The 14,481-nt window shown below is 60.2% G+C and carries 11 protein-coding genes and 5 pseudogenes; 9 read left to right on the forward strand and 7 right to left on the reverse strand.

Features of this window, described 5'->3' with window-relative positions; all coding sequences use genetic code 11:
- A pseudogene (locus tag HV744_RS36915) lies at positions 1-224 on the forward strand (hypothetical protein); the annotation flags it as partial.
- Here the strand turns inward: HV744_RS36915 and HV744_RS34895 are convergent.
- The 6 genes and pseudogenes from HV744_RS34895 to parS all read right to left on the reverse strand — a co-directional run bounded on the left by HV744_RS34895 (position 221) and on the right by parS (position 3,261).
- Positions 221-454, reverse strand: coding sequence for a hypothetical protein (locus tag HV744_RS34895; protein WP_175153823.1), 234 nt, complete (start codon positions 452-454; stop codon positions 221-223). The pseudogene HV744_RS36915 and the gene HV744_RS34895 overlap by 4 nt on opposite strands.
- Positions 423-1,043, reverse strand: a complete 621-nt coding sequence (locus tag HV744_RS34900) for a cytochrome b (RefSeq protein WP_175153824.1) — start codon at positions 1,041-1,043, stop codon at positions 423-425. Before HV744_RS34900 ends, HV744_RS34895 begins: the two co-directional genes overlap by 32 nt.
- A gap of 702 nt (positions 1,044-1,745) precedes the next feature.
- On the reverse strand, positions 1,746-1,898 hold the full coding sequence (locus tag HV744_RS34905) for a hypothetical protein (RefSeq protein ID WP_175153825.1): 153 nt from the start codon (positions 1,896-1,898) through the stop codon (positions 1,746-1,748).
- A 167-nt stretch (positions 1,899-2,065) separates the two neighbouring features.
- Positions 2,066-2,239 (reverse strand): annotated as a pseudogene (locus tag HV744_RS34910) (DUF1488 family protein); the annotation flags it as partial.
- A gap of 92 nt (positions 2,240-2,331) precedes the next feature.
- Positions 2,332-2,806, reverse strand: a pseudogene (locus HV744_RS34915) (RES family NAD+ phosphorylase).
- On the reverse strand, positions 2,803-3,261 hold the full coding sequence (gene parS / locus HV744_RS34920) for a type II RES/Xre toxin-antitoxin system antitoxin (RefSeq protein ID WP_175153827.1): 459 nt from the start codon (positions 3,259-3,261) through the stop codon (positions 2,803-2,805). The pseudogene HV744_RS34915 and the gene parS overlap by 4 nt, the downstream one beginning before the upstream one ends.
- Positions 3,262-3,569: 308 nt before the next feature.
- Between parS and HV744_RS34925 the strand changes: the two genes are divergently transcribed.
- From HV744_RS34925 to HV744_RS34955, 7 genes and pseudogenes are all read left to right on the forward strand, one after another.
- Positions 3,570-4,019, forward strand: coding sequence for a hypothetical protein (locus HV744_RS34925; protein ID WP_175153828.1), 450 nt, complete (start codon positions 3,570-3,572; stop codon positions 4,017-4,019).
- Between the two features lie 261 nt (positions 4,020-4,280).
- A pseudogene (locus HV744_RS34930) lies at positions 4,281-5,085 on the forward strand (DUF4158 domain-containing protein); the annotation flags it as partial.
- Between the two features lie 188 nt (positions 5,086-5,273).
- A complete protein-coding gene (locus HV744_RS34935; protein WP_246279354.1) occupies positions 5,274-6,116 on the forward strand; it encodes an enoyl-CoA hydratase/isomerase family protein in 843 nt (280 codons plus the stop codon).
- 85 nt (positions 6,117-6,201) lie between these two features.
- A complete protein-coding gene (locus tag HV744_RS34940; RefSeq protein ID WP_175153829.1) occupies positions 6,202-7,431 on the forward strand; it encodes a CaiB/BaiF CoA transferase family protein in 1,230 nt (409 codons plus the stop codon).
- An 81-nt stretch (positions 7,432-7,512) separates the two neighbouring features.
- Positions 7,513-8,253, forward strand: coding sequence for an acetoacetate decarboxylase (locus HV744_RS34945; protein ID WP_175153830.1), 741 nt, complete (start codon positions 7,513-7,515; stop codon positions 8,251-8,253).
- 30 nt (positions 8,254-8,283) lie between these two features.
- Entirely contained in the window at positions 8,284-9,486 is a 1,203-nt protein-coding gene (locus HV744_RS34950) for an acyl-CoA dehydrogenase family protein (protein WP_175153831.1), read from the forward strand.
- 20 nt (positions 9,487-9,506) lie between these two features.
- Positions 9,507-10,442 carry a 3-hydroxyacyl-CoA dehydrogenase NAD-binding domain-containing protein gene (locus HV744_RS34955; RefSeq protein ID WP_175153834.1) on the forward strand — a complete coding sequence of 312 codons (936 nt, stop codon included), beginning with the start codon at positions 9,507-9,509 and terminating at the stop codon, positions 10,440-10,442.
- A gap of 364 nt (positions 10,443-10,806) precedes the next feature.
- Here the strand turns inward: HV744_RS34955 and HV744_RS34960 are convergent, their stop codons facing one another.
- On the reverse strand, positions 10,807-10,998 hold the full coding sequence (locus tag HV744_RS34960) for a hypothetical protein (RefSeq protein WP_175153832.1): 192 nt from the start codon (positions 10,996-10,998) through the stop codon (positions 10,807-10,809).
- Between the two features lie 1,300 nt (positions 10,999-12,298).
- On the opposite strand from HV744_RS34960, the pseudogene HV744_RS34965 reads away from it, so the two are divergent.
- Positions 12,299-13,978: pseudogene (locus tag HV744_RS34965) on the forward strand (Tn3 family transposase); the annotation flags it as partial.
- Positions 13,979-14,481 lie beyond the last annotated feature (503 nt).

The following is a 14,481-nucleotide window of genomic DNA, read 5'->3' on the forward strand; positions in this document are numbered from 1 at the left end:
CAACAGTCGCTATCTTCATGATGAACGCTCCTTTGCCGTGGACGTCACGACCGCTCCACTCTGGCATAAACCTCTCGCTGCGTAGCGGGAGTCGTCCATCACATCAGAGCCTCACGGATCTGTTTAACGAACGCGGCGCTTTAACGAACTTGACGACCGTTGAATTTCTGGAGAAATTTACGGACGGCTTCTCGCAGTGGATCGAGGCATTCGCGAAGGGCTAGGCGAGATGTCGTGCCGTACCGCTAGCCGTTGAAAGGAAGCGCCGCAGGGGGAAGGTGAGCTTCGATGCGGAGTTCGACGCGCCCGCGTGGCTCTTGTGCGCAGTATCGCCATCAAGCGCCGCCACGCCGATCAGGCGCTGGTCGACGCGTTCTGCGTCGACGCTTATCGTTGCCATCGGCGGCTGGATGACGGGTTTGTTACCGCTTTCCCGGATACGAATCTCGGGCATCAGGTTCGGAGGTGAGCATTCGCATCAATACGCCGTCGCGCAATGCGTAGTGGTGGAAAAGCGCAGCCAACGCGTGACAGGCGGCGACCCCAATAATCGCCCATCCGATGAGGTCGTGTGCCTCGCCGATCATGCCACGCGCAGCATGTGAGAAGGGCGCAAACGGTGCCGGGATTAGCAAGCCGAAAAAATTCATTGCCTCGTTGCCGGACCAGCGTAGAACAAAGCCCGATATCGCCTCTGCAACGAGTAGCACGTAAAGGAGATAGTGGACAGCTTTTGAAGCCAGTTCGATGAGACCGAAATCTGCGGGGCTCACCTGATGCGCCGGGATCATGCGCCACACAATTCTTATGGCGAGCACGGCCGCGAGTGAAACGCCGAACGACATATGGGCGACGATCATCAAGTGCCGCTCCGGCTTGAGTGCGAACGCCCAGGTATGGGCCAGTGCAAATTGCAGCAGGACGATTACTGCCGTCGTCCAGTGAAGGACAATTGAAACGCGGTCGTAGTGCGATCGGAGGTTCGCGGACGCATGGCGTGTCCTGACTCGCGATGCGGCTTTGATGTGTTCATCTTGAAACATGGGAGTCCGCGGCCTCAACCCGGGTTATGTGTGATCCGGGTCGGGTTGGGCACCGGGTCGGTTCCGATTAATGCATCGCAGTCGCGACAAGAAGATGCAATGGGAGCGCGGTCAACATTGCGCCGGCAAACCCTACGCACAACAGACAAATAAACCACATCATTCCGGTTCCGTACAGCCAGCTCCAATGTACAGACTTTGTGGACATCATATCCTCGCTTACAAGTGCAAGTCGATGTATTCGAGACCCGAAGAAGTGTGGATCGAGGAATTGGTCACACATGTTGACGCGTCTCCTGGAGAGAATATAGAAAGAAACGGCTGTCAAATAAATTGCTTTCTGGTCTAAGTTTCATATACGTTGGTATAAGGACGCGGGTCAAGGCATCAGCAGTCCGCTGGCGATGGCCGTAGCAAACGCATCGCCGCCAAGACTCGAACACTCGCTTGCTGGACCCTTGAGATATACACACGTATGAGAACCCTACCCGCATGGAGGACTGCGGCAACCGTTCGTAGAATGTTTTTCTTCGGGGCGCCCGCCTATCGTGATTGCTTGGACAATGTGATTCTGTTCGGCAGCCATGTCAAACGTTCTGCATAACTGGATTTTTATCGGTAGCGGCGCCTACGACGAGTACACTTTCGTCCCCTTGCTGAACAGGAACATCTATCGAAGAACAGTGGAGTTACGCCGCATTTTCATCCAGTCGCGCGCGAACTGGCTAGCACCCAGATTGCCAGGGAGGCCGTCTCGATGATCACTTCGCCGTGCAGGAGAAATTGCGCCATCTCCGGCACATCGGGCCGGGCATCGGTCACCAGCGTCCAGTCAGAACCCCAAACGCCAGCCATGCGCCTCTTTGACCCTCACGTCACTCGACGTGTCAGATCCTCCGAGGGCGATTCGATGGACCGTTCGGATTACGCACACGACGACACAGGCAATCTGGTGCTGCTCGAGCACGTCAACCTCACGATACCGGACCAGCGTCTTGCGACTGCGTTCTATGTCAGCGGTCTTCCCGGAAGGTCTTCACGATTCGGGCGTCACTGGCCCGGGGTGCAAGCCGGAAATACGCTTCCAGTGCCGAGATGGTGATCAAGCATTCGACCGTGCTGTTTTGACGGATGAGGTTAAACGCCACGTAGCGGCGATTCACGAGCACCTGCGGTTCAAGTTCAATGGTTTCCATCGCGGTGAGAAGATCCCCGCTATAACGCGCGTTGCAGGATCGGCATCACCTGCGATAGCTCTCGCATACCCAACTGACGGAGCGTTGCCCGACTACGCTCTAGTCAGGAGCCTAAGCATACGAGGATCCTGACGTACCTCGATGACCATGCTGATGTTGATCCGCTTTGCGTCTTCATGAGCGGAATTCATGATGTAGTTCGAGGCGAACGGCATCACAGCGCTGGGCACTTTGAGAAGGGCGGACGTGTTTCCTGTTAGCCACTCGGTCCCGGCATCCTGCGTCCACGACATGTTGTCACGCCAGTCCGGCGAAAATGCATGCTCACCGATTTCGGCAATCGTGACGCTGTCCTCTACGTCGACTTGTAGCAGCCGGTAAGTGTCCGTCCGGGAAATCCGCGGGACTGCTGATCTCCTGGCGCACCAGCGTTTCCAGAAGGGCGCCTGCCGGGTGTTCCGCGAGATAGAGCACTGGCTGTCCTGCAAAATGCCACCGTCCGGGCGCGCGAAGACCGCCGGTTCCTTTCAGATCGGCATAATTGCTAATCGTCCAAAGAACCATCAGGCGAAATACCCCTCGTCGATCTGGATCAGGGCATCCTCGACCAGGCGCGCCCCATGTTCAGTGCTGGCCATGTCCAGCGCGCTGCGGCCCGCGAAGCGTTTTTGTGGATTCCGGAGCCAATGCATTGCCCTTTCGGGGTGTCCGAAGGATGCGGTAGCCTGTGCAACGATGCGCGCAAGACGGATGGCCCGGTCAGATTCCTCAGTCGAGAGACGCTCGTGTTGCTGGCGTCTGTGCGTAAGGGTACGACGTGGAATGATGAATGACAGTTCGTCGGCTTTGAGCCCCTGTGCCGCCAAACGGTCGATGACGTCGACGGCAACGCGTACGCTCGCAAGCTCCGCAAGGTCGAATTCGTCCTCGATGCGCGCATCAAGCAACCGCCCAAGTAGAGCAAGCTCCGCACGACGACGTGGATTTCCCGCGCCAGTCGGCGTGAAAGCGATGACGTTCATTGCGGCTCCGGTTCCGGCAAAATGCCCGGCAATTATTGGCGTTTTGCCACAAGAATGCTCGGGTAATTGGGGGCGCAACGGCGCGAACCGTTCCCCGTCCCGTTTTTGGGTGAGTGATGCAACAGGAAACACATTGATTGTCGGAGGCACTTCTGAAAGCCTGCGATCCATGTGGTGGCGGTGGACCTTCCTGGTACGGCAAATGCTTTACGTCGCTGATGCCGGGGGATTCGATGAAAGTGGTCGGCCGTCGCCAACAGATGATGAACCGGTAACCCTCTTTTGGACCGACGTTAAGGAAGTGTGTCATGCGACTAATCTGCGGGATTCTGGCCGTCATTGCAGTTTTTCCAATGCCGGCGTCCAGCCACGCGCTGGACGATCACCTGGCGTGCACAGAAACAGCACATGACTTCGTCGCCCCTCTCGTTGAGGCGCATTCCATCAAAACCCCACCAATGCGCGTGGAGCCCAATTCAGTGAACGCGTTCCGCCCCACGAACGACGCCAGCCTGACGGCATTCGGCCTCCCCGTTCATGCTGTCTTTGGATATCAGCCGAACGACCCGATTTTTAAGGATGGCGGAGGCAAAGCGTCGTCCGGCCCGGTTTACGGCGTAGTGGTGCTGGGTTCGGCGGATTCGGTCAAGCGTCTTCTCGCATACGCGGGGAGCACTGCCGTCGTTCATCCGGTCATTCCGTTGGTGCTGACCGCGATCATATGCAGGCAGCCATCGAGTGAGCGCATCAAACAGTGACGCATCCCGCCTGGCCTGATCAACATGGCGAAGCAGATCGTCAGTTTGGCCATTCGATACTGGCCGCTCGGCGGTCTTGTAGTCAAACACAGGTCATGCTTCATGCCTGTACCAGAACAAGGGGTAGCGGCAAGGTAAGCGTAAATTCCTGTCATAGGCTCTTGGGTTATATAGACGCGCGGAATCATTTCGAACTGACCTGGTAACGACCGGATTTTCTTCGGCTAATCTGAGCGGCCCGCTGCGATCAGGACGACTCGCATGGCCACCATCGAACGTACTGCGTATCCGCGCTTTCCAAGGTCCTTGCCACGCGGGACCTGCAAGCCTGCTACACACCCCTGCCTGATGAACTGGAATGGGCGCGGCGGTCGTCGCGGGGCGAGCGCCCCCGGCTGGGTCTGCTGGTGCTCCTGAAAGTCTTCCAGCAGATGCATCATTTCCCGTCGCTCGACAATATCCCGGTGGCCGTCGTCGAACACGTGCGCGCGGCGGCAAACATCGGTCCCGCAGTACGCTTCGGTTATGACACGCAGGCATCGCCGACGCTGTTCCGGCATTACGCCGAAGTGCGCGAGCACCTCGGCGTCAAGCCGTACTACGGCACCGACGCGGGCACGATTGCGACGCGATCCGCGCATACGGCTGCGTTGTCCATGGACCAGCCGGTCGACATCATCAATGCCACGATCGACGAACTGATCGCGCAGGACATCGAACTGCCGGCTTTCTCGACGCTGGACCGGACTACCGAGCAGATCCATGCAAAGACCCGGGTGCGGCTTTTCCGGCGGGTCGCACGACGCCTGACCGATGAACAGAAGAACAATCTGGACCGTCTGCCGGCCCGCGACCTGTCGAGCCGGCAGACCGCCTACAACCGCATCAAGCGCCATGCGAGGCGGCCATCGCGGCAGCACCTGGACCTGCTGATTGACCACAGATCACCTGGCTCGACGAGATCGGGGACTTCACCATCGCGCTCGCCGGCGTCCCGGCATCAAAGCTGTGCTCACTGGCCATGCAGGCGATGGCACTCGACGCGTCCGCCCTCCGGAAAGACACTGGCCGCATTGGGCACGCAGAAAATGTTCGTTGCAGGCATCGCCGCACCAGTCGCAACCGTACACCGGGAATAGCACGCTCTGGATTTTTTCCGCTGCTCCTCTATAAATAGCATGTGACGTGAGCAACACCCAGGATTGTGTACACGTAGTCAATGACCTGAAATTTTCCTGACGATCGTGAAGTGTCGTGGATGACTTCTCTAGTTCGCGCGGAGTGTTCAGACTCATGGAACAGATACTTACTCCGGAATCGTTCGAAACGATTGCCTATCAAAAGAAAGATGCGGTCGCGTTAGTCACGCTGAACCGCCCCAAAGTCCTCAACGCGCTGAACCGCAAGGCCATCGGCGAACTGACGATCGCGTTTGCAAGCGCCCGCGATGACCCCGACGTGCGCGGCGTCATCATCACGGGTTCAGGCGACCGCGCGTTCATTGCGGGCGCGGACATCAGCGAACTGGCCGCCGCCACGCCTGTTGAAGCGGAGCAGCAGGCACGCGCCGGACAGGCATTGCTCAATCTCGTCGAGAACCTCGGCAAACCTGTCATCGCCGCAGTGAACGGCCTGGCGCTCGGCGGCGGCTGCGAAACCGCGCTGGCCTGCACGGTCCGCCTGGCGAGTCCCTCCGCGAAGTTCGGGCAACCCGAAATCAAACTGGGCCTCATTCCCGGCTTCGGTGGCACGCAACGCCTCGCACGCCTCGTCGGGAAGGGCGTGGCCCTTCAACTCATCCTCACCGGCGAGATGATCCCGGCCGAAGAAGCGCTGCGCATCGGCCTCGTCAACGAGATCGTAGAACCCGCGAACCTTATCGCCCGCGCAGAAGCGCTCCTCGCGCAGATCAACACCAATGCGCCACTCGCGGTCGGCTATGCGATCGCGGCGGTGAATCGCGGCCTCGACGGCTCTCTGCCCGAGGGGCTGGAACTGGAACGGGCATTGTTCGCCCTGTGCGCCGCCACCGAAGACAAAGCGGAAGGTACGAAAGCCTTCCTTGAAAAACGCACTCCGAAGTTCAAAGGCCGCTGACGATCGGCCTTGCGTTACGCGCATAGTGTCTGAGTCCGATTTTGAAGCGGGAAACCGATAGCATCAATCTCCAGGAGATGGCTCGATGACAGCCGGCAACCACATTTTCTCCGGTCTGAAGGTGCTCGATCTTGCGAGCTACATTGCAGGCCCCGCCGCGGCGACGATCCTCGCCGACTTCGGCGCCGACGTGATCAAGGTCGAACCGCCAGGCACAGGGGACGTCTATCGCTACTTCTCGGCGATGCCGCCGAACCCGACGAGCGACGTCAACTACGCCTGGCAACTGACGAACCGCAACAAACGCAGCATCGCCATCGACCTGAAGTCCGCGGACGCAAAGGAAGTGTTGCATCGCCTCGTGCGCTGGGCCGACGTTGTCGTCGTCAACTTTCCGCCGCGTGTGAAGTCATCGCTCGGCTGCACATACGAGGCGCTCGCGCCGCTGAACGAGAAGCTCATCTACGCCGACATCACCGGATACGGCTCCGAAGGCCCCGAAGCCGATACGCCCGGCTTCGACGTCACGGCCTATTGGGCGCGCTCGGGCCTGATGGAAGTCACGCACGACGCGGGCAGCCCGCCGACACTGCCGATCCCGGGCATCGGCGATCACGCGACGGCCACGACGCTTTATGCGGCGATCGTGACCGCGCTCTACGTGCGCGCCACCACCGGCAAGGGCAGCCATGTCTCGACGTCGCTGATCGCCAACGGCATCTGGGCAGCGGCAGCGTGGGTGGAAGGCGGTTTGAACGGCGGCCACTTCTTCCCCCAGCACGATCGCAAGTCACCACCCAATGCTCTGCTCAACCCGTACCAGACCTTGGACAAGCGCTGGATTCTGCTCGTTGCTGCACAACGCAAGGACTGGCCAGGCTTCTGCAAAGCCATCGGCAAATCCGAGTTGCTCGACGATCCGCGCTTCATCGACGACAAGCGCACCGCCAACGCCGCGCAACTCGTCGAGATTCTCGACCCGATGTTTGCGAGCCAGCCGCTCGCGTACTGGAAACAGGTGCTTGACGCCGGCCGCGTCATCTTCGGTGTCGTCCAGATCGCCACGGAGATCATCAATGACCCGCAATTGTCGGCCAATGGAATCGTCGTACCGCTCGAACTGTCCGGCGGGATTCAGACCCGCACCGTCAGCAGCCCCATTCAAGTGCTCGGGTCGCCGAAGGTGAAGCCCGAGGCGGCGCCGCAACTCGGCGAACACGGCGCGCAAATCCTGAAGGAGCTGGGGTTCGACGATGCAGAGATCGCGCGCCTGAACGATGTCGGCGCGGTAGCACGTTTCAAGGACGCCTCGTGAATCCGGGCGTCGCCCCAACTGTTGACCGAACCCATCACCGGGCGGCGTTTCTCGTACCGCACGGCAACCCGGGAGCCTTCCATGACTGAAGACGAAGTGCGCGCATCGGCCTACGCGATGCCCTTGACAAGTCCCGCCTATCCCAAGGTGCCCTTCCGGTTCGTCGACCGGGAATTCGTGATCATCACGTATCGCACCGATCCGGAGGCGCTTGCACGCGTGGTCCCGGCGCCGCTCATGCCGACCGAGCCGATCGTCAAATACGAATTCATCAACATGCCCGATTCGAGCGGGCTCGGCTCCTACACCGAATCTGGGCAGGTGATCCCGGTCACGTTCAACAGCGTCGCCGGCGGCTTCACACACGCGATGTATCTCGACAGCGAGGCCGGCATCGCCTCTGGCCGCGAGTTGCTCGGCTTCCCCAAGGTGCTGGCGCAACCGAAGCTCGAGGTGCGCAAGGACGCGCTGGTCGGCACGCTCGACTACAACGGCGTGCGCGTCGCCACCGCGACCATGGCCTACAAGTACACGCCGCTCGATCTCGCCGCCGTCAGGAAAACGCTCGAGGCGCCCGGCTATCTGCTCAAGATCCTGCCGAACGTCGACTGCACGGCGCGCGTCTGCGAAATCGTCAGGTATTACGTCGAGGATCTGACGGTGAAGGGCGCGTGGACGGGCCCGGCGTCCCTGGAGCTGCATCCGCACTGCTTCGCGCCCGTCGCGAAGCTTCCCGTCCTCGAGGTGCTGTCGGCCGTGCATCTGCTTACAGACCTGTCGCTCGGCAAGGCGGAGATCGTCTACGACTACCTTTCCAAGTAGTCATCCTAATTATTTTGAGCGAGACAAACCATGTCAGAGACGAAGCCTCCCCGCGTGCTGCCGGCGCCCGATAGTGATTTCTACATGATCCATCAGGTCTTGAACGACGAGGAACAGGCGATCCTCAAGAAGGTGCGAAGTTTCATGGAAGGGACCGTGGCTCCTGTCATCAACCAGTATTGGGCCGAGGACAAATTCCCGTTCGAGCTGATTCCCGGCATTCGCGATCTGAACATCGTGGGCGTCGGTTTCAACGGCTATGGTTGCCCAGGCGGCAGCACATTGCTTGACGGCTTCATTGCGATGGAACTCGCCCGCGTCGACTCATCAATCGCGACCTTCTACGGTGTGCACAGCGGCCTCGCCATGGGCTCGATCTACCTCGGCGGCTCGGAAGAGCAGAAGCAGAAATGGCTGCCACCCATGGTGCGCCTGGAGAAGGTCGGCTGCTTCGGCTTGACCGAACCGCTCGTCGGCTCCGGCGCCGGCGGCGGCCTGCTGACGACGGCCAGGCGCGACGGCGATACCTGGGTGCTCAACGGGCAGAAGCGGTGGATTGGCAATTCCCCCTGGTGCGACCTCTCCATCATCTGGGCCCGCGACGTCGACGACAATCAGGTGAAGGGTTTCATCGTCGAAAACAAGACGACGCCGGGATTTTCGGTCGCGAAGATTGAGAACAAGGTCGCGTTGCGCGTCGTGCAGAACGGCGTCATCACGCTCGAGAACTGCCGCGTGCCGGAAGAGAATCGCTTGCAGGGCGATCAGTCCTTCCGCGACACGGCCCGCGTGCTGCGCCTGACTCGCCAGTATGTCGCCTGGGAGTCCGTCGGTTGCAGCATGGGCGCCTACGAGAATGCGCTGAAGTATGCGCAGACCCGCGAGCAGTTCGGCAAGCCGATCGCCTCGTTCCAGATGGTCCAGGATCTGCTCGCAAAGATGCTCGGCAACATCACCGCCTCTCAGTGCATGGTCGTGCGCCTCGCGCAATTGCAGGACCAGGGCAAGCTCAAGGACGAGCACGCCTCGCTCGCCAAGGCGTTCTGCACAGTCCGTATGCGTGAAACAGTCGGCTGGGCGCGCGAGGTATTGGGTGGCAACGGCATCGTGCTCGACTACAACGTCGCCCGCTTCATGGCCGATTCGGAAGCGCTCTATTCCTATGAAGGCACGCGCGAGATGAATTCGCTGATCGTCGGCAAGGCGGTCAGCGGGTTTAGCGCGTTCGTTTGACTTTCTGGAGATCAACTGCCATGGCCAAGCCAATCCAACGCGTTACCATCATCGGAACCGGGGTCATCGGCGCGAGCTGGGCCGCGCTGTTCCTTGCCAAAGGTCTTGACGTGATTGCGACCGACGTCGCCCCCGACGCAAAGAAAAAGCTGGATGATTTCATCGCGGCCGCCTGGCCAGCGCTGGAGCAGATGGGTCTCGCGCCCGGCGCATCGCCTTCGAAGCTTCAATTCACGGGCAGCTTCGACGAGGCCGTCGCCGGCAGCGATCTGATTCAGGAAAATGGCCCAGAGCGGATCGACTTCAAGAAGGATCTCTATCGGCGTCTCGATGAGGCGCTGGCGCCGGAGGTGATCATCGCATCGAGTTCGTCGGGCCTGACGATGAGCGAGATTCAATCCGCCTGCCCTGACCATCCCGATCGATGCGTGATCGGCCACCCGTTCAACCCGCCGCACCTGATACCACTGGTCGAGATTGTGGGTGGCGCGAAGACCTCGGAAGAGACTATTCAACGTGTCAGTGAGTTCTATAACGGCCTCGGAAAGAGGACGATTCGCCTGCATAAGGAGGTTCCGGGCCACGTCGCAAATCGCCTGCAGGCGGCCCTCTTTCGCGAAGTCGTGCATCTTATCGCGGAGGGTGTCGTCAGCGTTGGTGATGCCGACGCCGCTGTTTCGTGGGGTCCAGGCTTGCGCTGGGGAATCATGGGACCGAGTCTTCTGTATCACCTCGGAGGCGGTCAGGGCGGTATCGAGCATTTCTTCGATCAGTTCACCGGTCCATTGACGGCCTGGTGGCATGTGCTGGGAACGCCGGAACTCACTCCGGACGTGCGTGCGACCATCATCAAAGGCGTACATGAGGAGGTTCAGTCGCGCTCGCAACAGGAACTCGCGACTTATCGCGACGAGGTTCTGATGGGACTGCTGCGGCTGCGCGATAAGGAGCAGTGACATTCGCTCAAGGGCACTGCGAATCTCGTGGGTCAGGGCGTTTGTCACAGGCGAAAGCGGCGAGCAAGCGCCTCTTGCATCGGCCAGGTCCGAGTACCTGCCGGTGGATACGGCCGCTTGTATGACCGGTACGTCTCGGAAGCTGCGCTAACGAGAACGCCGGGTCGACGGGCTGATATGGGTCGAGGCCGTGTCAAAATACAAAACGTGATGGTTTTTGGGGGTGACTTTACCCCTCCCGAGGTGCTCCGAAGCCCGTATAGAGCGTTCTCGAAGGCCACTTCTCACGAAGCCGTTGGCGGCCACGCGTTTTGACACGCTCCGGGCCGACCAGCGACATTCGACCCGCATATCGCGCGGACGCCTAAAGCACCCGCAGGTTGCGGATTCGCCCGATCCGCGGCGAGCGCTGGCGGATCAGGTCAGCGATGAACTCGGGCAGCAGCGCGCGCGGCACGGTGGCCGGCACGTCGGTTACCAGCTGGGATGGGATATGGACAATGAACTCATCCGGAGTGGTTGCCAGGCTGTGTTCGTAGCTGACGCGATAGTCCATCGTGCTGTTTCCTTCGGTTGGGGGTATGGCCGGTCACACCGGGGTGCGGCAGCGTATTGTCTTCATCGGGGTGCCCATGGTATTCCAGTCCAGAAAAATGAACATCGCTGCCCGCCCATGCAGCCATCGTCAAGACTAGTGAGACTACTTCTCATTGGGCATCCCCCCGCTCTGTACGAAACTGGCGTCCGCATCGTTGGGCATGTACAAAACTCGCTTTTCCTAATTTCCGTACACGCCCGGCGGGAAGGTACGGAACCGGTCGTTTTTCGTGCAGCTTGAGTGGGGGGCGCTGTTCGCATGTTTGCCTTCGCCATAAAAAAAGCCCGCCTGGGGGAGGCGGGCGTAATCCATATTTCGCGGGGACGATTTTATGGAGGAGACGAAATAAGTATAAACCCTGATGCTAGGTGCTGCGGTGTGACACGCTGACGCGCAGTGGTAGATGGCATCAAAGTCGCGCCTTCTTGTCCCCGGTTATCGGTGCGACGACGGCAGGGGCGATGCCCAGAAGGGGACGGCACCCCGACTGTAAAGAGACAGCTCGCACGATTTACTTCACGGCCCATATGAACTGACTGTCATCGATCGTCGAGGTTTGTTCTCCGTACGTAACCGGCGCCGATCAAACCCGCGAATGACTGAGGCTCCTAGCCCGTACGAACGATTGGGAGTCGGCGCGCGAATAGCCCATCAGGGTCGGTTGCCTCAAACAGGCACAATTGTACGAGACCGGATATACGTGAGCGATCGACACTGAGGTTTAACTGGCGGCCTGTTTGCAAACGAGGAGGAGTCCATATACGGTCCTTCGCATTCTGTTGGCAAACGTCTGCTGACGTTAAGGGTTGTTCGATGCCTGCCATCGTCCACAGGCATGTGAGTGCGCCACCGCGCGTTGCTGGCAGGCGTCGAACGAGCCTCGATGGAGGAAATCGCGGAGTGCCCCGAAGCGGTCTGAGTCTTGGCGGCTATGGTGATTGATAGGCCGGGATGCTCAGCGGTGTTGGAGGATGTGGGGTCACACGGGATGCAGGATGGGGCTGGATGTAGTGACGAGGCGGTGCAGTGGCGCAATTGTGATGGCGAAGCGGTCGTGCGAGGGACTGCACGAAGCGACAGGCACAAACGTCCGCTCGTGGGCCGCGTTGCCGCAGAGCCGACGGTCGGGTTGCACGTCCAGGAAGCGTTGCACTCATGTCTGACCTCGGCGCATGGGTGGTGCGCGAATCGGTGTGGCGCGCGCGAGCAACGAGCACGTTCACGATATCGCGGCATAGAGCCCCCGCTTTGGCGCGGTCTCGAGGTTGACCGGTACGAGTTTCTCGTCTACCGGCTAGTGCGCAACGCGCTTGAGGCAGGCGACGTCTTCTGCCACGACAGCAACGAGTTTCGCCGCTTTGAAGACGACCTGATCAGCGACGCGCGCTGGCGGCACAAGGACGCCATGCTCAGGGAACTCAACCTGCCTGTTCTGCTCGCGCCCATCGAGCAGACGCTTGCCGGGCTTCACGACGACATCGAACGCCTCCTCGGATACGTCAACCATCACGTCGACGAAGGCGACGATCCCTACATCAAGGTCCGGCACCGGGGCGGCAAGCCTCGTCTGAACCTGGTTTATCCCGAACCCGACGAAAACGTCAATCATGCCTTCTATGGCCAGATTCCCAGTATCGACATCGCGCGGCTGCTCTGGTTTGTTGGCAGTCGCACCGGCTTTGTCAAGGCATTCACGCATGTGCTCGAACGGTACGTCAAACACGAGGCCGATCCATGCGAGCTCCTCGCCTGCGTCATCGCGATGGGCACCAACATGGGGCTGCGCAAAATGGCCGAAATCTCAGGCCTCAGTTACGCCACGCTCGTAAGCTGCGCGCACAACTATCTTCGCATCGAAACCATCCATGCTGCCAACGACGCGATCAGCAACGCGACCGCCGGGCTGCCCGCCTTTCATCTCTTCAACATCGGCGACCAGATCCATTCAAGCAGCGATGGCCAGCGCTTCGAGACCCAGTTCGACACCTTCCAGGCACGCCATTCGTCCAGGTACTTCGGCCTCGACAAAGGCATCAGCGCCAACACCGCCGTCGCCAACCACGTACCGTTTAACCTGACCGTCTTCGGCGCCCACGAGCACGAAAGCCATTACGTGTTCGACCTGCTCTACAGCAACACCTCCGACATCCGCCCACAGCTGCATTCCACCGACACGCACGGGACCAACCAGGTGAACTACTGGACCCTGTATGCCTTCGGCTATCAGTTCGCGCCGCGTTATCGCGACTTCCACAAGAAACTCGGTGGTCTCGTTGGCCGTCATGCCCCGGGGCACTACGGCCTGTGGCTCGTCAAACCCTCGCGCAAATCCAATGACGAGCTGATCATCCGCGAATGGCCGGCCATCCAGCGCATCATGGCCTCGCTCGGGCAGAAGCAGGTCTCGCAGGCCACGATCGTGCGCAAGCTCAGCAGCTACAAACGTCAGAACCAGACGAAAAAGGCGCTCTGGGAGCTCGACAACCTCTGCCGTACGCGCCACATCCTGCGCTTCATCAACGATGTCGACCTGCGCCGGTCCGTGCAGAAGGCTCTCAACCGTGGCGAAGCGTACCACCGGCTGCGCCGCGCGGTCGCCTTCGTCAACGGCGGCAAGCTGCGCGTGCATACCGAGGCCGAGCAGCAACTGTGGAACGAGTGCGCCCGCCTGGTCGCCAACGCCATCATCCATTACAACACAGCCTTGCTTTCCCGCGTGCACGAGCAGAAGCGGGTCGCGGGAGACGAGGCCGCGATGGCGTTCATCGCAGGCATGTCGCCGGTCGCCTGGCGGCACGTCAACCTGTTCGGTGCGATGGATTTCGGTGCCGCGACCACGCCCGTCGACATCGACGCGCTCGCCTCGCATTACGCCGACCCTGGGTACTGGGCCCGCATGCTGCAGGCGGCTGCCGAAGAGGAGGACATGGAAGTCTGAAATTCAGCCTTATGGAAGCCTATGCCGCCACCCGATATGCCCCGGGAGGCGTTATCCGGTGGGGTTTGAGGGACATTTTTAGTTTTCGGGGGTTGGGCAAAAATAGCCAGATAAGGAGGGACGTAGTTGGGAATTTGCCAGTCCAGTAGCTAGGCGGCGCCTCTCTCCGAACTGACGCGACAAGGCCAGAGTCGCAGGCCTTCGAGCGAGCTTTCGCTGCACTTGCTGAAATTACGAGAGCGGCGAACTGATCCATATCTCGTGGGGACAGGAATTGGCTACGGTCCGGCCGGCGTGACAAAAACTGGGGCGACGGTCTAGACAGTGCTGGTCGAATCGGCGTTTATTCAACGTCCGATATCGGGAAGGGCGAACGTCTCATGTGGGTCGATGAACGAAACCGCTCGCGCGGTAGGGGGCTCCGGCTAAGCCCGGTGGTTTATGAGGGGGCGGCTGCGCGGTTCCGTATGTTGGCGAATGAGGCAATCCGCCTCGTTCTCCAG

It is taken from the genome of Paraburkholderia ultramafica (genome assembly GCF_902859915.1).
In the GTDB taxonomy this organism is placed as follows: Bacteria; Pseudomonadota; Gammaproteobacteria; order Burkholderiales; family Burkholderiaceae; genus Paraburkholderia; species Paraburkholderia ultramafica.

Coding starts and splice junctions, on each gene's coding strand:
- HV744_RS34895 (WP_175153823.1), bottom strand. CDS start 454: ATGCCCGAGATTCGTATCCGGGAAAGCGGTAACAAACCCGTCATCCAG.
- HV744_RS34900 (WP_175153824.1), bottom strand. CDS start 1,043: ATGTTTCAAGATGAACACATCAAAGCCGCATCGCGAGTCAGGACACGC.
- HV744_RS34905 (WP_175153825.1), bottom strand. CDS start 1,898: ATGGCTGGCGTTTGGGGTTCTGACTGGACGCTGGTGACCGATGCCCGG.
- parS (WP_175153827.1), bottom strand. CDS start 3,261: ATGAACGTCATCGCTTTCACGCCGACTGGCGCGGGAAATCCACGTCGT.
- HV744_RS34925 (WP_175153828.1), top strand. CDS start 3,570: ATGCGACTAATCTGCGGGATTCTGGCCGTCATTGCAGTTTTTCCAATG.
- HV744_RS34940 (WP_175153829.1), top strand. CDS start 6,202: ATGACAGCCGGCAACCACATTTTCTCCGGTCTGAAGGTGCTCGATCTT.
- HV744_RS34945 (WP_175153830.1), top strand. CDS start 7,513: ATGACTGAAGACGAAGTGCGCGCATCGGCCTACGCGATGCCCTTGACA.
- HV744_RS34950 (WP_175153831.1), top strand. CDS start 8,284: ATGTCAGAGACGAAGCCTCCCCGCGTGCTGCCGGCGCCCGATAGTGAT.
- HV744_RS34955 (WP_175153834.1), top strand. CDS start 9,507: ATGGCCAAGCCAATCCAACGCGTTACCATCATCGGAACCGGGGTCATC.
- HV744_RS34960 (WP_175153832.1), bottom strand. CDS start 10,998: ATGGACTATCGCGTCAGCTACGAACACAGCCTGGCAACCACTCCGGAT.